The following is a 21,861-nucleotide window of genomic DNA, read 5'->3' on the forward strand; positions in this document are numbered from 1 at the left end:
AAGTATCGAGGGAGGGGCTCTTGGAGACTACGATAATGACCATGGAGCAGGGTGCACGGGAGACGTGCGCCGCTGCCATGGCGAACTCCGTTCCTGCCGCAGCGGGTGCTGCGGGGGATTACCTTACAAACGAAGTGGCCACCGAGATGCTGCGCGGTGCGAACTCCGGCGTGAAGCCCGAGCTTGGGCGCAGACTCTACCGCGTTGTTAAGCGTACGGTGGACATTGTCGCCGCCGGCGGAGCCTTGGTATTGCTCTTTATACCCGGGGTAATTCTGAGCATGGTCATTTGCATTAAGAGCCCGGGCGCCAGCCCCCTTTATTCGCAGTGGCGCGTGGGCCGCGTGCGCAAAGACGGCACATTCTACCTGTTTAAGATCTATAAGTTCCGCAGCATGGTGCCCAACGCAGACCAAATGCTCAAGGACTTGCAGGCCCAAAACGAGGCCACTGGCCCCATGTTTAAAATGAAGCACGACCCGCGCATTATTCCCGGTGTGGGTAACTTCATTCGCAAGCACAGCATCGACGAGCTGCCCCAGCTCATCAACGTGTTCTTGGGCCAAATGAACCTCATTGGCCCGCGCCCCGGCCTGCCGCGCGAGGTTGCCCTGTACAGCGAGCACGACATGAAGCGCCTGGCGGTAAAACCCGGCTGCAGCGGTCCTTGGCAGGTAATGGGCCGCAGCCACCTGGGCTTCAACGAAATGGTTGAGCTGGATCTTCACTATATAGAGAATCGCAGCCTGCGCCAGGACCTGCGGTTGATATTCGGCACGCTGAAGACGATGTTCTCTGGGGAAGGTGCCGTGTAGCATGCGCATCGCCATGATAGGCCAAAAGAGAACGGGTTCGCGCGAGGGCGGCGTAGAAGTGGTGGTAGGCGAGCTTGCTCGCCGTATGGCAGACCTTGGTCACCAAGTAACCTGCTACGACCGTATGGGCGAAGGAGCTCCTTCCGAGCCCTACGAGAAGGATGGCTACCGCATCGTTCCCGTAAAGGCTCTGGACATCAAGGGGCTCTCTGCGCTCACGAGCAGCTTTGCCGCAACAAGGGCCGCCATCAAAGACGGGGCAGACGTAATTCACTATCACGCAGAGGGGCCGTGCGTCCCCCTTCGTTTTGCGCGTTCCGCGGACATCAGGACCGTGGCAACGATCCACGGCCTGGACTGGCAGCGTGCAAAATGGGGCGGCTTGGCTTCCAAGTACATCAAGTTCGGCGAGGCGACGGCGGCCAAGTACGCGGATGCGCTCATCGTGCTTTCCCGGGGCAATCAGGAGTACTTCAAGGAGGCTTACGGCCGCGAGGCTACGCTCATTCCCAACGGCATCACTCCCGAGGCGGATCTTCCCGCGAAGGAGATCTCCGAGCGCTTGGGGCTCACCCAGGGCTCCTATGTCCTCTACCTCGGTCGCATTGTGCCCGAGAAGCGACCGGAACTGTTGGTGGAGGCGTACAAGCAGGTAAAGACGGATAAGCGCCTGGTTATCGCGGGCGACTCCTCCGATACGGACGACTACGCCGTGGCGCTCAAAGAGGCTGCCGCGTCCGACCCCCGCGCGCTCTTTACCGGCCACGTTGAGGGCAACCTGCTCTCCGAGCTGTACTCCAACGCGTATTGCTACGCGCTCCCCTCCGACGTTGAGGGCCTGCCCATGAGCTTGCTGGAGGCCATGTCTCACGGTGCGGCATGCGTTACCTCGGATATTCCCGAGTGCGCGGATGTTCTGCAGGGTTGCGGGCTCACGTTCCCACACGGAGACGCGGGGGCGCTGCGCGACGTGCTTGAAGGCCTGATAGCGGATTCTGCCCAAGCGGAGAGGCTGGGCGCCATGGCACGTGACCGCGCGATTAATGGCTATGACTGGAACAGCGTCGTCCAAAGGACGCTTGCTTTGTATGAGGGTGTTGCGTAATGAAGATCCTTCTTGTAAATAAGTTTCATTGGCGCAAGGGTGGAAGCGAGACGTACTACTTTGCTCTTGCCGATGGTCTTCGCGCTCTTGGGCATGAAGTTGCCTTCTTCAGCATGGAGGATGAGCGTAATGAGCCGACTGAGTGGTCGCGTTACTTTGTAACGAATCGCGACTATAACGGACCGAGCTCTATTGTCGATAAGGCGAAGGCCGCGCAGGCACTTGTGTATTCCAAAGAGGCGCGCGAGAAGTTCGATGCGCTGTGCCGTGAATTCCAGCCCGATGTAATCCATCTCAATCTCACTCATAGGCAGATTACGTTTTCCATCTTGGACGCTCCTTGGCTAAAGCAGCATCCAACGCCGGTTGTGTATACCTCGCACGACTTGATTCTTGCTTGCCCGAGCTATCTTATGCTTGATTCCGAGGGCAACGTTTGCGATTCGTGTCTCGGGGGTCATTTTGGCAATTGCCTTAAGAAGAAGTGCGTAAAGGGTTCGATCGCAAAAAGCGCGTTAGCGGTGGCTGAGGCGGAGTGGCTTAAACGGCACAAAACCTATTCACGTCTCGATCGCATCATCTGCCCGAGTGAGTTCATGCGGAACAAGTTTATTGAAGCGGGGCTTCCCGAGCGTCAGCTTGTCCTCATGCGGAATTTCCTGAATCCCGATTCGATGTCACGGGAAGTTGCCAACCAAAATAATGAAGATCCCTACATGCTGTATCTGGGACGCCTTTCTCGCGAGAAAGGCGTGTTAACGCTCGTGCATGCTTTTGAGAAGGCGGCACCGGTGATCCCTGATTGGCGTCTTGTTATTGCAGGCGATGGCCCTGAATGTGATGCTGTGAAGGTCAAAGTTTCCGCAATGCCAAACGAAATAAGCTCGAGGATTGAGCTGGTTGGATATAAAACCGGTGACGCCCTGCGCGGACTTGTGAATCGAGCCACTCTGGCGGCTGCGCCGTCAGAGTGGCTCGAGAACGCGCCATATGCGGTTCTCGAGGCACTCGCCGCGGGCAAGCCCGTTATCGGTACGAACATGGGCGGAATACCCGAGCTGGTACGTGAGGGTGAAACGGGCTTCCTGGCTGAAGCCCACGATGAGGCAGGACTCGCAGATGCAATCCGTAGGGGTGCGGCGGTGGCCGCCGATCCTGCGGCTTACGCCGCGATGAGCGCGCATTGCCGTTCATTCGTGGCAGAGAACTGTAATCAAGAGGAATACATCCGGAATCTCGTCTCCCTGTATCAAGAACTAATTGACCGGAAGGTGGTGGCCTAACCCATGGCCGAGAAGAAACTCAACGGAACCGTAATCGTAACGTACCGCTGCAACGCGCGCTGCACCATGTGCAACCGCTACAAGGCTCCCAGCCGTCCGGAGGAGGAGCTCTCCCTCGACGTGATCAAGAAGCTCCCGCGCATGTACTTCACCAACATCACCGGTGGCGAGCCCTTCATCAGGACCGACCTTGCGGATATCGTGCGCGAGCTGTACAAGAAGTCCGACCGCATCGTCATCTCCACCAACGGCTTCTTCACCGACCGCATCATCGCCCTTGCCGAGGAATTCCCCCAGGTGGGAATCCGCATCTCCATCGAGGGTCTGCAGCAGACCAACGATGAGATCCGCGGTCTCCAGAACGGCTTCAACCGCGGCTACGAGACGCTCAAGAAGCTCGTGGAAATGAAGCACCCGGACGTGGGCTTTGGCATGACGGTGCAGGATCGCAACGCTGCGGACTTGGTGCCGCTGTACAAGCTTTCCGACGAGCTCGGCATGGAGTTCGCCACCGCCAGTCTGCACAACAGCTTCTACTTTGTCGAGGCGAAGAACATCATCAAGGACCGTCCCATGGTGGCCCAGAACTTCGAGGACCTGGTAAACGAGCTCCTCAAGTCCAACGAGCCCAAGAAGTGGTTCCGCGCGTACTTCAACATGGGCCTCATCAACTACATCTATGGGCAGAAGCGCCTGCTCCCGTGCGATATGGCGTTCGACACGTTCTTCATCGACCCCTACGGCGACGTCATGCCCTGCAACGGCACCAAGGAGAAGCTCGTTATGGGCAACCTTAACGACGAGTCTTGGGATGAGCTGTGGGAGAGCGCCCAGGCCGAGAAAGTGCGCGGCTGCGTGCGCCACTGCGACCGCAACTGCTGGATGATCGGCTCCGTGTCTCCTGCCATGCACAAGTACATCTGGAAACCCGCGTCGTGGGTGCTGGCGCACAAGCTCAAGCCCGGCAAGAAGTTCGACATGCACGAGCTCCCCATCGTGCGCGACTACGAGTCGGGCAAGGTGACGAAGGAGGAGCTGGACGCTCTTTCCACCTGCGACATGCACGCCGCGATCAACGACGGCCTTTCCGACGCAAGCCGAGCCGACGCGCACGTGTACGAGACTGAGGAGGCGCTGTAGTGCAGCCGGGTGGAAAAATCGAATGCAAAAATTCAGAAATAGCGGTTGCTCGATATCAATCGGAGGAAACACGTGAAAGTATCCTGCATAACCAGGCACGCAATCTCTAATTATGGCTCCCTGCTCCAGGCATATGCGACACAACGAGCGGTAGAGAGCTTGGGGCATGAGTTCGAGATTATGGACTATGTACCTGCTTGTGAGGACGTATCCCAGCAGGTGAGGACGCTTCTTTCGACAAAGCCGTCCTGGAACGGGAACCCGTTGAAGAAGTCTGTCTACAGACTTCTGATGGAGCCTGAGACAAGGGTGGCGGGCAAGCGGTTTGCGCGTGAGCGTTCCCAGCTGCTTAAGATGAGCCCTCACTATGCATCCCTGGAGGAGCTGAAGGCTAATCCGCCCAAGGCCGATGTCTATATGACTGGAAGCGATCAGGTGTGGGGTCCCATCAGCTCGGGCGCATACGACCTGTCATACGCGCTTGAGTTTGCTCCCGAGGGCGCAAGGCGCATCTCATATGCGGCAAGCTTTGGTAAGAAGAATATCCCGGATAGCGTGCGCCCCAGGTTTCTCGAGGACCTTCGAGCATATGAGGCCGTGTTCGTACGCGAGGATGCCGCGCGCGAGCAGCTTGCCTCGTGGGGCATAGAGGCCGGACAGGTTGTCGATCCCACGCTGCTGCTTGATGGCGAGGCGTGGAGAAGGATGGCGGCACCTGCCCCGAAGGGCGAATACATCCTCGTCTACCAGATTCACAGCGACCCGACGGTGGGGCAGTACGCCGTGAAGGTTGCCAAAAAGCTTGGCTTGCCCCTGATACGGATCTCCGCAAGCCTGCACCAGGCCTCACGCGAGGGCAAGTTCAAGTGGCTGCCGACGCTTGCTGAGTTTCTGTCGTATGTCGACAACGCAGCATGCCTAGTCACGGACTCGTTCCACGGTACGGCTTTTGCCATAAATCTCAATACGCCGCTGGTAGAAGTGCTGCCCAAGAACGGAACCTCGAGCAGGAACGTGAGTATTCTGCGACTCACGGACCTCACGGACAGAGTGCTTCAGAATCTAGATGATGTCGAGTTAGCATCCAAGCAGATTGACTTTGGTCGGGTCAACGACGTGATGGGTGCGGAGAGGGAGAAGTCGCTAGCGCAGCTCAAGAGCATGATTGAGGAGTAGGGCATTGTCAAACGTTGGCACTAGGACGGTATGCAAGAAGGATATGTGCGCTGGCTGTATGGCCTGCGTCGATTCATGCCGACATGGAGCGATTGCCATTGAGGATACGATTGAGGCGTATAACGCCCGTATTGATCCTACAAGGTGCGTGGGATGTGGACTGTGCGAGAAAACGTGTCCCCAGATGGTATCCCCATCTTCGTTGCGTCCTCTCGAGTGGCTACAGGGGTGGGCGAAAGATACATCGCTCAGAATGTCATCTTCGTCCGGGGGTCTGGCTACGGCCATCTCGGAGGCGTTTGTGGCGTCAAATGGATTAGTGTGTTCATGTGCACAGGAGGGCGGTGAGTTCCGGTTCCACCTCACTTCTGATGCGGATTACTTGAGGAGGGCCCAAGGCTCCAAATACGTCAAAAGCAATCCGCTTGGTGCGTACCGCGAGGTTAGGGAGGCCCTGCAAGGTGGTCAAAGGGTTCTCTTTATCGGTCTTCCTTGTCAGGTTGCTGCGATGCGTAACTTCGTTGGAAGCCGTTTAGCCGATTCCCTTTACACCATCGACCTTATCTGTCATGGTTCACCGTCCCCCAAGGTCCTGAGCCGATTCTTGGAAGAGACAGGTAACAACCTGTCTAATGAGCTGATACTGGACTTTCGAAAGAAAGTCCAGTTTCAGCTCCGCTATCGCGGAGCTGAAACTGTGGGTAGGACGGGTGTCCGCGATCGCTACTCGATTGCTTTCCTCTCGGGTTTACCGTATACGGAAGGCTGCTACTCCTGCCGCTACGCCAAGGGTGATCGTGTCTCCGATATTACGCTTGGCGATTCATGGGGTAGCGAGCTTTCTGATGAGGTCGCGAACGGGATATCCCTCGCACTTGTGCAGACAGACAAGGGTCGAGAACTGTTAGAAATGACGGACCTTGAGCTTTTGCCGGTTGATCCTGGTCTAGCTGTGGCCAACAATGAACAGCTTCAACGTCCTTCGACGAAGCCTATAGAAAGAAATACCTTTATGGACGGCTTTCGTAACGGGGTACGGGTTAACCGACTCGTTCTCAGGGCGAGGCCAAAAGACTGCGCCAAGTACTTGGTCAAGGATATACTGCTTGCACTGGGTTTGCTCAGGGGTTAACACATCGAGAGCGTTTGCTTTAGGCATTAATGATAAGGTAATCCATATGTTGAGTAATTCCAAGGTGCCAAAGTGCGTCGTATTAATGGCGTCATACAACGGCATCCCATTTATTTCAGAACAAATTGACAGCATTCTCTCGCAGGCTGAAGTTGACGTACGTCTTTTTGTCCGTGATGACGGGTCATCTGATGGTACTCGTGATCTTCTGCAGCGCTATGCAGATGAGGGCAGTCTGACTTTGTTAACAGGAGAAAACCTAGGACCTGCTTTAGGGTTTTTGACGTTGTTGCGGAATGCTCCCGAAGCTGATTACTATGCGTTTTCCGACCAAGATGATATTTGGGATAGCGATAAACTGATAACTGCGATTAAACAGCTTAAGAAGCAGGAGAATTTGGCTCTTTATCATTGCAATTCAAGACTTGTAGATTCAGCTGGTAATGAGATGGGCCGGTTAACCTATGGGCAACAAAGGTGCATATCTTATCGAGATAACGACCCTCTCAACCAGCTTTGCATTGGGTCACCTATGGGATGTACGCAAGTATTTGATAGGCGTATTTGGGAAGTTGTTTGCTTGCATGAGCTGCCCCATCCCGTCATCATGCATGATAAGCTGATAGCTAATCTATGCGTGCTGCTGGGTTATCGGATTGTTTTCGATGCTTCTCCTCATATGGGATATCGCCAGCATGGTCGTAATGTGGTCGGTGTGAGTACTGATTTACCATCTAAAGTGATTGAGAAAATCAATAGTTTTTGTCATCCGCGAGAGATTACTCTTGCAAAGCAAGTTACTGGACTTCTTTCAACTTATTCCGACTGCATTCTTCCTCCAGAGCGTGCTCTTGGAGAGTTGGTATCGAAAATGGACGCTTCTTTCATGGCTAGGTGCAGGGTTTCTTTCTCTTCGAGGCTGAATTTCGGCAGTCTACAAGAGGGCCTTTTCAATAGATCTCTCCTCTTGTTTGGGAAGCGATGATATGAGTAAAAGCATCCCCAAACCGCACAATAGTGGGTACGTCCTAGCGCTTGCCTTTTGCGACTATCTCAAGGACAAGACCGGCACCCCAAAGGCTATTATGGCGAGTCAGCAGGCCATGGCGTCGCACGGCATAAGTTACGTCTATCTCCACTCGGTTAAGAAGACCCTGTTCAGGGACGACCAGATGCTATTTTGCGAATTCGGGGTTACGGTCGACGGGGTGGAGGCTGGTGTTTTCAGTATTGCCCAGGTGTGCGAGGCCCTTTGCAGCTGGCAAAAAAGCGGCTTCAGCCTTCTTGAGCTTCATATCCACCACCTTCTGTACGTGAGCCTTGAGAAAGTCTCCGAACTGCTAAAAGTTACAGGCAAAACACCGGTCAGGGCCTTTCTCCACGACTATTACCTGTGTTGTACAAGCTATAACCTCCAAAATAGGAGCGGCTTTTGTGACAGCTCAAGGCTCGGCGACGCTCCCTGCGAGAAATGCCCCCACTTCAGTAACAGCCTTCGTGTGGAGTCGAAGATCCAAGGGCTGTTTGACTCCATCAAAAATCTCCGTTTTGTTGCACCTTCGACCTATACGAAGAATCGGTTTCTCTCATTCAGGCCCCAATACGAGGGCCTTGTTGATGTAATACCGCACCAAAAGCTGCTTGGAGAGTATCTGGGCAACAGACGTCCTCTGAACGCAGGGGAGCGCATCAGGGTTGCCTTTCTGGGGATGCCGAGGAAGACAAAGGGCTGGGAGACCTGGCTTCGCCTCGTATCTGCGGTCGATGAACAAGAGTACGAGTTCTTCGTCTTCAACAGCTCGAACGATATGTATCCAGGGATGAACAAGCGGTTTGTCGAATTTGATGAGAAGCACCCAAATGCCATGACCGACTCTCTCAGGGAGTGCGAGATTGCCATCGTTGTCATGTGGCCATCTTGTCCAGAGACCTATAGCTACACCTGTATGGAATCTTACTCCGCAAACGCTTATACGATTTCGAGTGCATGTGCAGGCAATGTCGCCGACTTTGTCGTTGAGCATGGGTCCGGTTTGGTGCTGAATAACGAGGAGGAGCTAATCGGGCTGTTTAGGGATAAGAGCCGGCTTATCAGGGAGGTCAATCGTTTCAGGAGCGGAAAGCCTGGTCCGCTCGATCTTGTCGATTCAGATGAGATCGTAGACCTGCTTCCATGCTCCTCGGTAGGTCTCAACACGGGAGTTCACATGCACACGAGGCTGATTGAACGTGTGCTGCTGGAGGTACTCAATGCAAGATCATAGGCATGCGAGGCTCGTTATAAATAAAGCGGAGGAGCGGGCTGGTCGAAGAGGTCGTTGGTATCTCCCTAATAAGCAAGGCGTTCTAACCGTTTGCATGGGTGACCTGGCGGATGCGACGATCGTTATAGGTATCTTGGCGCAGGTTTTCTTCCTTGAGTACTATGGTCTGGGGCGATACCTCAACTGGGTAATTACCGGCATGATTTGCGTGAGGGCGCTCTTCTCCGGATGGAAATATAGCGGTAGAGCGCTACTACTTGGGCTGATTACCGTTGCAGGGTGGCTGTCTGGTGCCCTCTTGGGTGGCAATATGGAAACGTTTAGGGCGAATATTTTGCTGCTCCTCTACCCGTTTGTCTATACGCTTTACTTCTTTCTTTTGATCACTAACAAGAGGGATTTTCTTCTTGGACTCTTTGATGCAGGTTTTCCGGTCTTCAACGCCATATTGCTTCTCAATATGGCGATCATGTTTATCCAGTACTCTACCCATGGGATGATCGCTGCGACAACGAACGACATCAGTTACTTCGAGGACAATATCTCCGGCCTGTTCTCTTATGCGTCCGTCCATGCGGTGGCCCTTTACACTTCATTCGTCGTGCTCTACAACTTCGTCTGGATTAGGAGGCTTCGGGGTCCTCTCTGGCCATCCCTTGCCATCGCTTACAACGTCTGCCTTATCGTCCTGTCCTTCTATCTTGCGACACTCAACGATAATAAGGCGCTCTTCATAATCCTTCCTCTCGTTTTAGTGATGTTCTGGCTTATTTCAGTCATGAGAGGAGAAGCGGATGTTTCGGGTCCCTTCTTTTGGCTTGTCGCCTTGTATTTTATCCTGACAATTGCATACGCCTTGGTGCCTGCGTTCCAGATCCTCGTGGATACGCAAGTGTTTGGTCTGTTCGATATGGTTGGCAGTTCAGCTTCCGTCGGTACTGCTGCCGACGGCAGTAACGAGAGGATTGCTATCATCGGCTTCGCTCTCTTGAGACCGGCTACATGGAGTCTCGGAGAGGGTCTTGGAGCCTCAAGCTTCTACGCGTCCGGGTTCATGTCGTTTAACCACTTTGGTCAAGCGGATATGGGGTCTTTCTTGATTCTCATGGGGGTTTGGGAGACGGCAGCGTATGTAGCGTTTTTCCACTCCGTGGTTAGTGAGTTTATGGAGCAGGAAAAAGGATCTAATGGCCGGATTGTTCGTTTGCTCCTTTTGCTAACAATTCTTATTACCTTTCTGTATACGCAGTGCTTTACAAGGGTGAACTGCTGCTTGTGCCTACTGCTGCTCTGTGGAGCGCTGGCTTGGTCGTGGAATTCCTCGGCTGCAGACTATTTGATTATTGATAGAGACGAAGAACAGGTTTGAACATGAAAATAGGCATTTCCACATTTACGCATGGGGACAACTATGGGCAGAGGCTCCAGAACCTTGCTGTCCAAGAAACTCTCAAACTCTCGGGTGCAGATGTCCTTACGTTCAGACAGAAGGACTCGAGATCTGCCAAATACAAGCTCAAGTCTTTGGCTTCGCTCATTCCAAAAGGGCTTGCCGTTGCCCACATCCAGAGGCATCGTTCGTTTGAGGATTTCAATTCCCGTAACATTTCCTTTAGCCGGGAGGTTATATCTGATTCCAACCCTCCACGTGACATTAAATCCTATGACTTTTTCGTTGCTGGGAGCGACCAAGTTTGGTCTCCGTATTCCCCTGACGCTAACTCCACTATGTTTCTCACGTTTTCGCCAAGAGAAAAGCGCATTGCTTTTTCGCCAAGCTTGGCAGCTCCGACGATTCCCGAGGAGAAGCGTGAGCTGTTCCACGGCTATTTCGACGGGTTTGATAGGCTGTCCGTTCGTGAGCAGAAGAGCGCCGAGCTTATAAACAGTCTGTACGGCTTAAAGGCCGAGGTGTTGATTGACCCAACACTGATGTTTGACGGCTCCTGGTGGGAAAGGTATGAAAAAGAGCCGCACTGCGGGCTTCCAAATGATTATGTATTGACGTACTTCCTCGGGAGTGCAGCTTACGAAGAGAGGGTTGCCGAAATCTGTGATTCACTTAGCTGCAAGAGGGTCGATTTACTAGGGGATGCGCGCTACTACGCCCTCGGGCCTTCAGAGTTCCTCTATGCCGTCCGTCACGCAAAGCTTGTAGCGACAGATTCATATCACGGATCAATTTTCTCGATCTTGTTCGGGAAGCCGCTGATTTATTGCCCTCGTGAGTCCACTGGTCCAGACATGAGCAGCCGATTCGACACGCTAGCCAGCGAGCTGGGTGTTTCTTTCGTTGAGCGGTCAATTCTTTCCGTATGTAATTCGGAACTGCTCGAGAGTGACTATTCAAAGGCGTATGACAGGTTGGCAGCTCAGAGGAAGATCGTTGTTGAATTCCTCGATAGATGTGGATTGAGCATTCCCTCGGAGGCCGCCCGTGGCTAGCCAGCGTAAGGCGGGCGCCCTCCTCGGCTACGCCAACATCCTCGCAAAGAACCTCGTCAACCTCGTCTACACGCCGATGCTACTGTCCTACGTGGGGCAGGCGGACTACGGCGTCTTCCAGAGCTCGAACTCCTTTGTCTTCTCGCTGACGCTCCTGTCCTTCGGCTTCTCCGAGGCCTACGTGCGCTTCTACACACAGACGGTGGCGCACGGCGGCGAGCGCGACATCCGGCACCTGAACGGCATGTACCTCACGCTTTACGTCGCCGTCACAGCCGCGGCGGTCGCCCTCGGCATGGGCTTCTCCGCAAACGCCGGCGCGGTGTTCTCGGCCGGGTTCACCGAGGCGCAGGTCTCGCTCGCCCGGGAGCTGCTCGCCATCATGACGCTCAACGTCGCCTCGACGTTGTTCACCGTCGTGTTCAATTCCTACATCACGGCGCACGAGCGCTTCGTCTACCAGCAGACCAGGCAGCTCGTCACCACGCTTGCGACGCCGCTGTGCGCCTGGGCCCTGCTGGCCGCCGGTATGGGGCCCGTGGGCGTTGCCCTAGCACAGCTCGCGGTGAACCTCGTCCTGCTCGCCCTCAACGCGCGCTACGCCATCGTCGTGCTGGGCATGCGCTTCGAGCTCAGGGGTGCCGACTGGGGCGTCATGCGCGGCATCGCCGCCTTCAGTGCCTGGATCTTCGGTAACCAGGTCTGCGAGATGGTCAATCAGAGCGTGCCCAACATCATGCTGGGGGCCATCTCGGGCGCGACTGCGGTATCTCTGTTCGCGGTGGCCGTGAACATCCGCCAGGTCTTCTACTCGCTCTCCACCACGATGTCGAACGTCTTCATTCCGAAGGTCAACCGCATCGTCGCCACCTCGGACGACAACGCCGAGCTCACTCGCCTTATGACGCGCGTGGGCCGCTACCAGATGGTACTGTTTTGCTGGGTGTACGGAGGTTTCGCTATTCTCGGGAAGTTTTTCGTGACGAGGTGGGCGGGCCCGGGCTTCGCCGAGGCCTACTGGCTCGTGCTCGCCATGACGCTACCCGTCATGGTGCCCCTCTGTCAGAACGTCGGCATCGAGATCCAGAGGGCCAAGAACATGCACCACGCCAGGAGTCTCGTCTACCTTGCGATGGCGGTCGGGAACGTTGCCTTCACCGCCGCGGCCGCCCCGGCGCTGGGGCCGTGGGCCCCCGCGATCGCCTATGTCGTCAGCATCGTGCTCGGCAACGGACTGTGGATGAACTGGTACTACCAGAAGCGGGTCGGTCTCGACATGCTCTTTTTCTGGAAGCGGAACCTGCCGGTGCTGCTCGCCTGGGCTGCCGTCACCGTCGCCTGCCTCGCTGGCACGGCGGTCCTGCCCGTCAACGGATGGCCCGCGTTCCTCGAGTGGGGCGCCGTTTACAGCGCGCTTTTCGCCATAGCCCTTTGGCTCGCCGTCCTAACGAAGGACGAACGTATCGCGGTCGTCTCTCGTCTCCCGTTCCTTAGATAGGGTCCATCATGAATGATTCCGAGAAATCCCCGAGGGTCGTCTCGCTTGGCGACCGTTGCTGCGGCTGCGGCGCGTGCGCTGCCCGCTGCCCCAAGTCATGCATCTCCATGGAACCCGATGATTGTGGCTTCCTACACCCCACCGTCGACGCCTCCGGGTGCGTAGGCTGCGGGGCGTGCGACGCCGTATGCCTGGCGCTCAACGCCCCTGGGGAGGACGGGTGCGAGTTCGCCCTCTGGGCGAAGGCTCATGACGTCGGCTTGCTCGATAGATCGTCGTCGGGCGGCGTGTTCGGTCTACTCGCCGGTGACGCTCTCTCGCGCGGCGGTGTTGTGGCGGGCGCCGCGTGGACGGACGGTTGCCGCGAGCTTCGTCACGTGCTCGTGGAGGACAGGCCGGCGCTCGGCGCCGTTATGCGCTCGAAATACGTTCAGAGCGCGGTTGGCCGCGGCGTCTTCGAGGGCGTCCGCGCTGCCCTGCGTGAAGGCAGGCCGGCGCTCTTTGCCGGTACTGCATGCCAGGTGGCTGGCATGCGCTCATACCTGGGGAAACTCGCCGACTCTGACCTCTTCCTCGGCGTCGACGTCATCTGCCACGGTGTTCCGTCTCCAGAGCTCTGGTCGCGCTGGGTCGACTACCGTGGTGAGGCCTTCGGGTCGGACGTCTGCGACGTCAATATGCGGAGTAAGACAACCGGATGGTTGTCTTACTCCGCTATGTACAAGCACATAGCGGAGAAAGACAACACCGGGGACACCGAGTCCCAGATATTCGGCAAAGACTGGTACATGAAAGCGTTTCTGGCCAATGCGAGCCTTCGTTCGTCCTGTCTGGCATGTCCAGCAAAGCGCTCCAGCGGCGCCGATATCACGCTCGGTGATTTCTGGGGGTTCCAGAATACCCATCCCGAGGTCGACAACTCCAAGGGCGTATCTGCCGTCCTATGCAATACCGAGAAGGGCGTGCGGGCATTCGAGGCTATTTCTGGGCTTACTGCAAACGGTCCGGCGACGCTTGATGGGGTAATCGCGGGCAACCCTAGCCTCGTCCATTCTGTCACGCCTTATCCAAAGCGCGACGAGTTCTTGAACGACGTGTCTGCCGGGCTTTCCATCCCAGATCTCATGGACAAGTGGGATTTCCGTCCCACTCTCTGGCAGCGTGTCCGCGGCAAGCTTGGTGGTATTAAACGACGACTAAAGAGACTCGTTGGAAGGAGAGCCTAGATGGCCAAGGATCGCTACCTTCAAGCTCTTCGTGGGCTTGCGATTTCCGCAGTGGTGCTTATCCACTGTCTTCCTCAATGTGCCGCGTCGGTCGCCATTCGCCCATTCCTCAACTTTTCTGTTGCGTTGTTCTTGTTTTTATCCGGTGTTCTTACCGACGAGCGCAAATTTAATGCGGGGGGGGGTCTTCGACGCCGCATTAGCAAGGTTGCCGGACCTTATGCGTTCTGGAGCGTTATCTATCTTGCGGCGTTTCCCGCCCTTCATGGGCGTCTGGGTTTCTGGCGTTCGCCGTGGGCTCCGTATCGGCTCAGATGTACTATCTATTGGTCTATTCACAGCTTGTGCTGCTTACTCCGGTACTGTTCAGGCTCCTTTCACGGTATAGGTTCTTTGTCTATTGTGTGACACCGGCTTGCTTGCTTCTAAGGGAGCTCGCTGCCGTTGCCGGTATCGCATTGCCTCTAATACAGGTTTTCTGCCCCATGTGGCTCATCTTTTATGTTTTCGGTCTCGACTGGAGGCGTTGGGCTGCGCTCATTGAAGGACGAACCACTCAGCTTGTTGCAGTGCTCTTTATATTTTTAATAATTCAGGAGGTCGCAGGCTTCTGGTGGTATTTGACTGGCGATTTCAATATGGCCACAACTCAGCTTAAGCTCGGTTCTGCCGCGACCTCTTTAGCTGTGATCGCGCTTCTTATGGCGGTTCCGGGATCATTCAAGTCGCGATTATCTTCTACTTTGCTTGTTGACCTTGGGAACGCCTCTTTTGGAATCTACCTCTGCCATATACTTGTTCTCAAGGCCGTTTGGAAACTGCTTGGATTATTCGTCATTCCACTTGGTGTTTCGACATTTGCTGTTTGGGCGCTAACTCTTGCCGGATCTTATTCGCTTGTATCACTTTGCGGTCGTTATTTGCCCGAACGAATTCACATCATTGTGGGATTATAAATTGATTTTCGATACTGGCGCTTTTCATAGCGTTGAAGCAAAGTGAGTCCATTACCAACATTTGGCACGCGATCATCGGTGAAGATACCGGACTTCCTGTTTTCGAACGAGAAGATGACTTTTTACTCAAAATGGCTGATTGGATTAACCAACCTGAAATAACCGGAATCAATCTCCCTTGGTCGAGCATCGAAAAATGGAAGGGGCAATTCAGGTAGCCATATTCCGCAGTCATTACCTTGCCTATTTCGTTAAGAATGAGGGGGTTTAGCAAAATAGGATACCCAAGTCTTATTTATCACTCGATCTAAAGCGCATTTCGATTGTAGAGGACAGATTAAATGAAAGGCATCATCCTCGCGGGCGGGTCCGGCACGCGACTGTACCCGCTCACGCTCGTGACCTCCAAGCAGCTGCTGCCGGTCTACGACAAGCCCATGATCTACTACCCGCTCAGCACCCTCATGCTGGCGGGAATCCGGGACATCCTGGTCATCTCCACGCCGACCGACCTGCCCAACTTCGAGCGCCTGCTCGGGGACGGCTCGCGCTACGGCGTGAACCTCTCCTACGCCGAGCAGCCCTCGCCGGACGGCCTGGCCCAGGCCTTCACCATCGGCGAGGAGTTCATTAACGGTGAGCCGTGCGCCCTCGTGCTGGGCGACAACATCTTCTACGGCAACGGCCTGTCGCGCCACCTGACGCGCGCCGTCCAGAACGCCAATTCGGGGAGGGCCACGGTCTTCGGCTACCACGTCGACGACCCCGAGCGCTTCGGCGTCGTGGAGTTCGACGGGGAGGGCAGGGCCGTCTCCATCGAGGAGAAGCCAGCCGAGCCCAAGAGCTCCTACGCCGTCACCGGCCTGTACTTCTACCCGGGCGACGTGTCCTCCCGCGCCGCCGAGGTGAAGCCCTCCGCACGCGGCGAGCTGGAGATCACCACGCTCAACCAGATGTATCTGGAGGAGGGGACGCTCTCCGTGGTGACCCTCGGCCGCGGCTACGCGTGGCTGGACACCGGCACCATGGAGTCGCTCCACGAGGCGGCGGAGTTCGTCCGCGCCGTCGAGCACTCCCAGGACCTACCGGTCTCGGTGCCCGAGGAGATCGCCTGGGAGAACGGCTGGATCACGACCGCCGAGCTGGAGGAGGCGGCCAAGGCCTACGGCAAGTCGGTCTACGGTCGGCACCTGAAGAAGGTCGCCGCCGGCGAGATCGTCAACAGCCCGCGCGAGTACTAAACGATTCAATGGGAGATACAGATATGTCTGAAGAGCTCTTCGAGCCCAGGAACATCATCGTCACGGGCGGCTGCGGCTTCATCGGCAGCAACTTCGTGCACCACGTCGTGAACAACCACCCCGGGGTGCACGTCACCGTCCTGGACAAGCTGACCTACGCCGGCAACCCCGAGAACATCGCGGGCCTTCCCGCCGACCGCGTCGAGCTCGTGGTGGGCGACATCTGCGACGCGGAGCTGCTGGATAGGCTCGTCCCCGGCCACGACGCGATCGTGCACTACGCCGCCGAGAGCCACAACGACAACTCCATCGCCGACCCGGAGCCCTTCCTGCGCACCAACGTCGAGGGCACCTTCCGCCTGCTGGAGGCCGTGAGGAAATACGGCGTCCGCTACCACCACGTCTCCACCGACGAGGTCTACGGCGACCTGGCGCTCGACGACCCGGCGAAGTTCACCGAGGAGACGCCGTATCACCCGAGCAGCCCGTACTCGAGCACCAAGGCGTCCTCTGACATGCTGGTCCGCGCCTGGACCCGCACCTACGGCCTGCGCACCACGATCTCCAACTGCTCCAACAACTACGGCCCCTACCAGCACGTGGAGAAGTTCATCCCCAGGCAGATAACGAACATCATCGACGGCGTCCGCCCCAAGCTCTACGGCCGCGGCGAGAACGTCCGCGACTGGATCCACACCGAGGACCACTCCTCGGCCGTCTGGGACATCCTCACGAAGGGCCGCATGGGGGAGACCTACCTCATCGGCGCCGACGGGGAGAAGAACAACATCACCGTGCTGCGCATGATCCTTGCGGCCATGGGACGCGACCCCGAGGACTTCGACTGGGTCGCCGACCGCCCCGGCCACGACCGCCGCTACGCCATCGACAGCACGAAGCTCCAGCGCGAGCTGGGCTGGAGGCCGGCGCACACCGACTTCGCCGGGGGCCTCAGGGCCACCATCGACTGGTACGTCGCCAACGAGTCCTGGTGGCGCCCGGCCAAGGAGGCCACCGAGGCCCGCTACCGCGCGCAGGGGCAGTAGGGAGAGGAGAGACATGGCAGACATCGCATTCGAGAAGGACCTCTCCGTCGCCGAGACCGGCATCGGGGGCCTCAAGGTCGTCGACCTGGCCGTCCACGGCGACTCGCGCGGCTGGTTCAAGGAGAACTGGCAGCGCGCCAAGATGACCGCCCTGGGCATCCCCGACCTCAGGGTCGTCCAGAACAACATCTCCTACAACGACAGCCGCGGCGTCACCCGCGGCATCCACGCCGAGCCCTGGGGCAAGTTCATCTCCGTGGCCCGCGGCTCGGTCTTCGGCGCCTGGGTGGACCTGCGCGAGGGCAGCGAGACCTTCGGCAAGGTCTACACCTGCACCCTGGACCCGTCCAGGGCCATCTACGTCCCGCGCGGCGTGGGCAACTCCTTCCAGGCCCTGGAGGACGGCACCGCCTACACCTACCTGGTGGACGCCCACTGGTCGCTGGAGCTGAAGAGGACCTACACCTTCGTGAACCTCGCCGACCCCGAGCTCGCCATCGAGTGGCCCATCCCGCTAGCGGAGGCCACCGTCTCCGAGGCCGACCTCAACCACCCGATGCTGAAGGACGTCGTCCCCATGGCTCCGAAGCGCACCCTCGTCACCGGCTGCAACGGCCAGCTGGGCCACGCGGTGCGCGCGCTCGCGGAGGAGCGCGGCGTGGCGAAGGACTTCGACTTCTGCGACATCGACACCTTCGACATGTCCGACCCGGACGCCTACGCACAGTACGACTGGTCGCTCTACGGCACCGTGATCAACTGCGGCGCCTACACCGCGGTCGACCGGGCCGAGACCCCCGAGGGCCGCGTGGCCGCATGGAAGGCCAACGCCACCGGCCCGGCCCTGCTCGCCCGCACCTGCGCCGAGCACGGGATCACGCTGGTCCACGTGAGCTCCGACTACGTCTTCGACGGCACCGCCGAGGTCCACGACGAGGGCGAGCCCTTCAGTCCGCTGTCCGTCTACGGCCAGACCAAGGCGGCGGGGGACATCGCCGTGGCCGGGTGCCCGCGCCACTACATCATGCGCTCCAGCTGGGTCATCGGCGAGGGACACAACTTCGTCAAGACCATGAAGGCGCTCTCAGACCGCGTCGCCGACCCCGAGGACGGGCTCGAGCAGGTCACGGTCGTTGACGACCAGCTGGGCCGCCTGACCTTCACGCGCGACATGGCCGCCGCCATCTTCCACGTGCTGGACGCTAAGGCCCCCTACGGCACCTACGGCTGCACCGGCTCGGGCGCCGTGAGGAGCTGGGCCGACATCGCCCGCGCCGTCTTCGAGGCTGCCAACGGCAACGGGGACAAAGTGGTCCCGGTCAGCACCGCCGACTACTACGCCAGCGCCAGCGCCGCAGGCCCCATCGCCCCGCGCCCGGTCCACTCCGCGCTCGACCTGTCCAAGCTGGAGTCGGCAGGCTTCCACATGCCCGACTGGGAGGAAGAGCTGGGGGAGTACCTCAAGACACTCTAGTCGCCCTTGAATATGCGAGAGTCAAGTCCGCTGTTCCTTAACGGCGGCCTTTCTTGTGACTAGCGTATAGCTCTGTGCCGGTAAGAGCGGCAGCGGTCGCCAGGCTAATTGCGAGCCCTGCAGATGCTTCCAGACCCGGCGGCGATTCGATTCGCCGCCGGGCCTGTTGCGTTTTGGGGCTCTGTCGCCGCGTCTTAGCCTATTCCGGCTTCGGCTGCGCGGCGCGGGTATCGCAGAAGACGTGCAGGCAGCGCTTGCAGCCCGGCGTCATCCCGGCTAGTTCAAGGTTGGATAAATGCTTTTCGTGTCCCGCCACGCTTTCCAATGTGGCGGGACTTTTTGATTGATAGAGCAACTTTGGTAGAGGCCCCGTTCTTACTGAATGCTTCGAAGGCAAGAAGAGCTTCCCAGTAGCCATTTCTACTACCGATGAAAGGCATAGAATTTTTTACTTAATCTGAATGTGGGATAATTCGACGAAAGGATAGGGTTACGGAGCCGCCATGGACCAGAAATTACAAGCGATGATCGAAGAGCTGCAAGGCGTATGCGGTAAACCCGCCCATGAAGAGGTTCAGAAGATCCAAAGGTGTCTGCCCGTCCCCAACGACCACGTCATTCTCTGGGCAGACATGATCTCATATGGAGGATACCCTGCCGGAATCGCCCTCACCGATCGCGCATTCATATCCAAAGCCCCCAAGAAAGATGTGAAGGCCGCCAACAAAGAAGCCAAAGCAAAAGCGAAGGAAACCGGTGAGAAGGCCCATAAGCTTAATGCTATCTACCGCATCATCCCATGGGATTTCTTCGATCCCGAGGATTACGACATCCTGGAGCGCAAGGATAAAGGAAATCGAAGATATGCGCTCAAAGGCAAAGACGAGACCCTCGCTGTATTCGAGAGCAAAGCTATGTACGAAGCGTTCAGAGAGTACCGCTCCGATGCGATAAGGCAAAGAAAAGAAGCGGAGGAATTGGCCGAGAGGTCGACGATCAGCGCCCTGAACTCCTTCAGCGTCGGGGGCATTATGTTCAATGCAGCCTATGGCGCAGGACAGACGAAGACGGGCCATGGAATCTACGCGGAGGAAGCCGGCGCGAAGCTTGATTGGATTCACGGCGAGAAGTCAACGGTAGTCGGAAGAGATAACGCCAAGAACGGACCCGACAAAATTGTTGGGGCATCCCCGGTGCAGTGCAAGTTCTGCAAAACGGCATACCAAACCGTAGAAGCCTGCTTCAAGAAAACGCCAGCTGGCGCCAAGGAATTCAGATACTATGATCTCAACGACAACCCGATGAAGATTGAAGTTCCGAAGGACCAGTACGCGGATGCTGTCGCCTATATGAAAACGCGTATCGAGCAAGGAACCGTTAAAGGCGTCAACGATCCGGAGGCGGCGCTTGATATCATCCGCAAGAGCAACCTTTCATACCAGCAGGTTCGCAACCTTGCCAAGCCGGGAACAGTGGAATCGCTCGTCTACGACTTCGCCGAGTCCTCGATAACATGCACTTCCGCCCTGGACATTTCCGCCGTCTGCGCATTTGCCCAAGCACTGTGGAGCACCCGAAGTCCAAAAGAGGCGGCAAAGTACGCAATCGTTACGGGCATCAGGGTCTACGGGCTCAGCTTCGCCGGAAGCGTCATTGCCTCCCAGCTGTCCAGGACCAGCTTGATGAACGCAATAAACCCATTGGCTACGCGTATCACCAAGAGGATAGGATCCAAAGCGGCGCAGGAAATAGTAAACGCATTTCGGGCGATGGCAGGGAAGAAGGCCATATACGGCGCCGCGGCACAGAAGAGCTTCGCGAAGTTTCTTGGATCGAACCTAATTACCCAGGGGGCTATGTTCGTGGTCTTTACCGTACCGGATACGTACGGGCTGATTGAAGGAAGGCTGTCAGGGGCTCAGTATACGAAGAACATAACGTCCCTGCTCGTGTCGTTCGGAAGCACGATTGCCGGGACGGCGGCGACAGGCGCTATCGCGGGGAAAAAGCTCACCGACAAAGTCGGCAAAATAGCAGTGCAGGTCATCGGGATGAGCGGAGGCCTGCTGATAGGGGGCATCGCGGGGGCGGCGACAAAGGCCGTCGGAGACATAATCCGAGAGGACGACGCGCTATGGACGACTCGAATGTTCAACGCTATCTTCGTCAATATGGAAATAGAGTATCTCCTAACTGCAGAAGAGCAGGATGCTGTCATATCCCAACTTGACTCCGATAAAAAGAGCCTGAGAAAGCTCCAAGAAAAACTAGTGAGCTCGAAAGAGCAGGAGAAGGAAATCAGAGATTACCTGCAGCCTCTATTTGAAAAAGCCATGAGATCTCGCAAGAGGGTCACGGAGCGCGATATGAAAACGCTGACTGAAAACTTGGTCGAAATACTAAAAGAGGGGGATAGAGAAATTGAAGTGTGATTGCTGCGGCAGAAAGAAAAAACTACTAGAGGCATTCGCCTCAGTAGACAACGGAGATAAGAAGCTGACTCTCTGCGTCGATTGCAACGATCTGCTTTACAAACTGCGTGATGCCGCAAACGAAGGTGCTGCAAACGAATTTCAGAGCATTCAGCAGTCGCTGACCTCGCGAATGGAGGGTGAGGCGTCGAAGGATTTCCAAGCATGGTCAGAGAAATTCATAGCTAAGCAGCATGCAAAAATTGTTAAAAGCGGAACTGAAGCTCAAGTCGAATAGCCCACGCCGAATCAAACGGTTACCCAGTGGTGCTGTGGGGTTAACGCGTTCATAACTTGAACTGACAGTGTTTCCGTTGGAGCTCCTGTGGGCGGCAGGTTGAGAATAGATTTAAAAACCGAAGCAGTCTTCCGTTTATCTTAAAGCGCAGACTCTGCATTTGTTGACGCTGAGGCCTCACGAATCTGATGCCAATGCAGATTCGATAACTCTCCTTCAGGTAGGTTCAGGTAGGTTATATATCTCTAATCCGATACGATCGTGTGTTTCAAGATAGGATTTCGGGTACAATAGAACTGCTTTACGCATTGGCGTAAAGGTGCGTTATCGCCGTCAATAGCGCAAACGACG

At 56.7% G+C, this 21,861-nt stretch carries 18 protein-coding genes and 1 pseudogene; all 19 read left to right on the plus strand.

The window, feature by feature from the left end; all coding sequences use genetic code 11:
• Positions 1-20: 20 nt before the first annotated feature.
• On the plus strand, positions 21-815 hold the full coding sequence (locus ACKUTP_RS07855) for a sugar transferase (RefSeq protein ID WP_409064013.1): 795 nt from the start codon (positions 21-23) through the stop codon (positions 813-815).
• 1 nt (position 816) lies between these two features.
• Complete coding sequence (locus tag ACKUTP_RS07860) at positions 817-1,920, plus strand: glycosyltransferase family 4 protein (protein WP_409064014.1); 1,104 nt, start codon at positions 817-819, stop codon at positions 1,918-1,920.
• Complete coding sequence (locus ACKUTP_RS07865; protein WP_035138272.1) at positions 1,920-3,203, plus strand: glycosyltransferase family 4 protein; 1,284 nt, start codon at positions 1,920-1,922, stop codon at positions 3,201-3,203. Before ACKUTP_RS07860 ends, ACKUTP_RS07865 begins: the two co-directional genes overlap by 1 nt.
• Before the next feature lie 3 nt (positions 3,204-3,206).
• Positions 3,207-4,343, plus strand: a complete 1,137-nt coding sequence (locus ACKUTP_RS07870; RefSeq protein ID WP_035138273.1) for a radical SAM protein — start codon at positions 3,207-3,209, stop codon at positions 4,341-4,343.
• Positions 4,344-4,415: 72 nt separating this feature from the next.
• Positions 4,416-5,519 carry a polysaccharide pyruvyl transferase family protein gene (locus ACKUTP_RS07875; protein WP_035138275.1) on the plus strand — a complete coding sequence of 368 codons (1,104 nt, stop codon included), beginning with the start codon at positions 4,416-4,418 and terminating at the stop codon, positions 5,517-5,519.
• Between the two features lie 58 nt (positions 5,520-5,577).
• Positions 5,578-6,651, plus strand: coding sequence for a Coenzyme F420 hydrogenase/dehydrogenase, beta subunit C-terminal domain (locus tag ACKUTP_RS07880; protein WP_070100765.1), 1,074 nt, complete (start codon positions 5,578-5,580; stop codon positions 6,649-6,651).
• Positions 6,652-6,697: 46 nt separating this feature from the next.
• Positions 6,698-7,636 carry a glycosyltransferase gene (locus ACKUTP_RS07885; RefSeq protein WP_082421944.1) on the plus strand — a complete coding sequence of 313 codons (939 nt, stop codon included), beginning with the start codon at positions 6,698-6,700 and terminating at the stop codon, positions 7,634-7,636.
• A gap of 1 nt (position 7,637) precedes the next feature.
• Positions 7,638-8,915 carry a hypothetical protein gene (locus tag ACKUTP_RS07890; RefSeq protein WP_055287332.1) on the plus strand — a complete coding sequence of 426 codons (1,278 nt, stop codon included), beginning with the start codon at positions 7,638-7,640 and terminating at the stop codon, positions 8,913-8,915.
• A gap of 94 nt (positions 8,916-9,009) precedes the next feature.
• Positions 9,010-10,284 carry a hypothetical protein gene (locus tag ACKUTP_RS07895; RefSeq protein WP_409064015.1) on the plus strand — a complete coding sequence of 425 codons (1,275 nt, stop codon included), beginning with the start codon at positions 9,010-9,012 and terminating at the stop codon, positions 10,282-10,284.
• A gap of 2 nt (positions 10,285-10,286) precedes the next feature.
• Positions 10,287-11,360 (plus strand): polysaccharide pyruvyl transferase family protein, encoded by a 1,074-nt coding sequence (locus ACKUTP_RS07900; protein ID WP_117774364.1) that lies wholly within the window; start codon positions 10,287-10,289, stop codon positions 11,358-11,360.
• Positions 11,353-12,858: a lipopolysaccharide biosynthesis protein gene (locus tag ACKUTP_RS07905; RefSeq protein WP_052044164.1), complete on the plus strand. Its 1,506-nt coding sequence runs from the start codon at positions 11,353-11,355 to the stop codon at positions 12,856-12,858. Before ACKUTP_RS07900 ends, ACKUTP_RS07905 begins: the two co-directional genes overlap by 8 nt.
• 8 nt (positions 12,859-12,866) lie before the next feature.
• The gene (locus tag ACKUTP_RS07910) at positions 12,867-14,084 is read left to right on the plus strand and encodes a Coenzyme F420 hydrogenase/dehydrogenase, beta subunit C-terminal domain (RefSeq protein WP_409064016.1); all 1,218 of its coding nucleotides are present in this window, start codon (positions 12,867-12,869) and stop codon (positions 14,082-14,084) included.
• Positions 14,085-14,327, plus strand: a pseudogene (locus ACKUTP_RS07915) (acyltransferase family protein); the annotation flags it as partial.
• Positions 14,312-15,040, plus strand: coding sequence for an acyltransferase family protein (locus tag ACKUTP_RS07920; protein ID WP_369796804.1), 729 nt, complete (start codon positions 14,312-14,314; stop codon positions 15,038-15,040). The pseudogene ACKUTP_RS07915 and the gene ACKUTP_RS07920, both read left to right, overlap by 16 nt.
• Positions 15,041-15,381: 341 nt before the next feature.
• Positions 15,382-16,281, plus strand: coding sequence for a glucose-1-phosphate thymidylyltransferase RfbA (gene rfbA / locus ACKUTP_RS07925; protein WP_409064017.1), 900 nt, complete (start codon positions 15,382-15,384; stop codon positions 16,279-16,281).
• Between the two features lie 23 nt (positions 16,282-16,304).
• The gene (gene rfbB / locus ACKUTP_RS07930) at positions 16,305-17,327 is read left to right on the plus strand and encodes a dTDP-glucose 4,6-dehydratase (protein WP_409064018.1); all 1,023 of its coding nucleotides are present in this window, start codon (positions 16,305-16,307) and stop codon (positions 17,325-17,327) included.
• A gap of 13 nt (positions 17,328-17,340) precedes the next feature.
• Positions 17,341-18,801, plus strand: a complete 1,461-nt coding sequence (locus ACKUTP_RS07935; RefSeq protein ID WP_409064019.1) for a sugar nucleotide-binding protein — start codon at positions 17,341-17,343, stop codon at positions 18,799-18,801.
• A gap of 503 nt (positions 18,802-19,304) precedes the next feature.
• The gene (locus tag ACKUTP_RS07940) at positions 19,305-21,233 is read left to right on the plus strand and encodes a hypothetical protein (RefSeq protein WP_409064020.1); all 1,929 of its coding nucleotides are present in this window, start codon (positions 19,305-19,307) and stop codon (positions 21,231-21,233) included.
• Positions 21,223-21,510 carry a hypothetical protein gene (locus tag ACKUTP_RS07945; RefSeq protein WP_227790869.1) on the plus strand — a complete coding sequence of 96 codons (288 nt, stop codon included), beginning with the start codon at positions 21,223-21,225 and terminating at the stop codon, positions 21,508-21,510. Before ACKUTP_RS07940 ends, ACKUTP_RS07945 begins: the two co-directional genes overlap by 11 nt.
• Positions 21,511-21,861: the final 351 nt, after the last annotated feature.

The organism is Collinsella sp. wc0529 (genome assembly GCF_046116875.1).
Taxonomy (GTDB): domain Bacteria; phylum Actinomycetota; class Coriobacteriia; order Coriobacteriales; family Coriobacteriaceae; genus Collinsella.

Excerpts from the sequence above, each read along its gene's own strand:
- ACKUTP_RS07860 (WP_409064014.1), top strand. The coding sequence starts at position 817 with ATGCGCATCGCCATGATAGGCCAAAAGAGAACGGGTTCGCGCGAGGGC.
- ACKUTP_RS07865 (WP_035138272.1), top strand. The coding sequence starts at position 1,920 with ATGAAGATCCTTCTTGTAAATAAGTTTCATTGGCGCAAGGGTGGAAGC.
- ACKUTP_RS07870 (WP_035138273.1), top strand. The coding sequence starts at position 3,207 with ATGGCCGAGAAGAAACTCAACGGAACCGTAATCGTAACGTACCGCTGC.
- ACKUTP_RS07880 (WP_070100765.1), top strand. The coding sequence starts at position 5,578 with ATGGCCTGCGTCGATTCATGCCGACATGGAGCGATTGCCATTGAGGAT.
- ACKUTP_RS07885 (WP_082421944.1), top strand. The coding sequence starts at position 6,698 with ATGTTGAGTAATTCCAAGGTGCCAAAGTGCGTCGTATTAATGGCGTCA.
- ACKUTP_RS07890 (WP_055287332.1), top strand. The coding sequence starts at position 7,638 with ATGAGTAAAAGCATCCCCAAACCGCACAATAGTGGGTACGTCCTAGCG.
- ACKUTP_RS07895 (WP_409064015.1), top strand. The coding sequence starts at position 9,010 with ATGGGTGACCTGGCGGATGCGACGATCGTTATAGGTATCTTGGCGCAG.
- ACKUTP_RS07900 (WP_117774364.1), top strand. The coding sequence starts at position 10,287 with ATGAAAATAGGCATTTCCACATTTACGCATGGGGACAACTATGGGCAG.
- ACKUTP_RS07910 (WP_409064016.1), top strand. The coding sequence starts at position 12,867 with ATGAATGATTCCGAGAAATCCCCGAGGGTCGTCTCGCTTGGCGACCGT.
- rfbA (WP_409064017.1), top strand. The coding sequence starts at position 15,382 with ATGAAAGGCATCATCCTCGCGGGCGGGTCCGGCACGCGACTGTACCCG.
- rfbB (WP_409064018.1), top strand. The coding sequence starts at position 16,305 with ATGTCTGAAGAGCTCTTCGAGCCCAGGAACATCATCGTCACGGGCGGC.
- ACKUTP_RS07935 (WP_409064019.1), top strand. The coding sequence starts at position 17,341 with ATGGCAGACATCGCATTCGAGAAGGACCTCTCCGTCGCCGAGACCGGC.
- ACKUTP_RS07940 (WP_409064020.1), top strand. The coding sequence starts at position 19,305 with ATGGACCAGAAATTACAAGCGATGATCGAAGAGCTGCAAGGCGTATGC.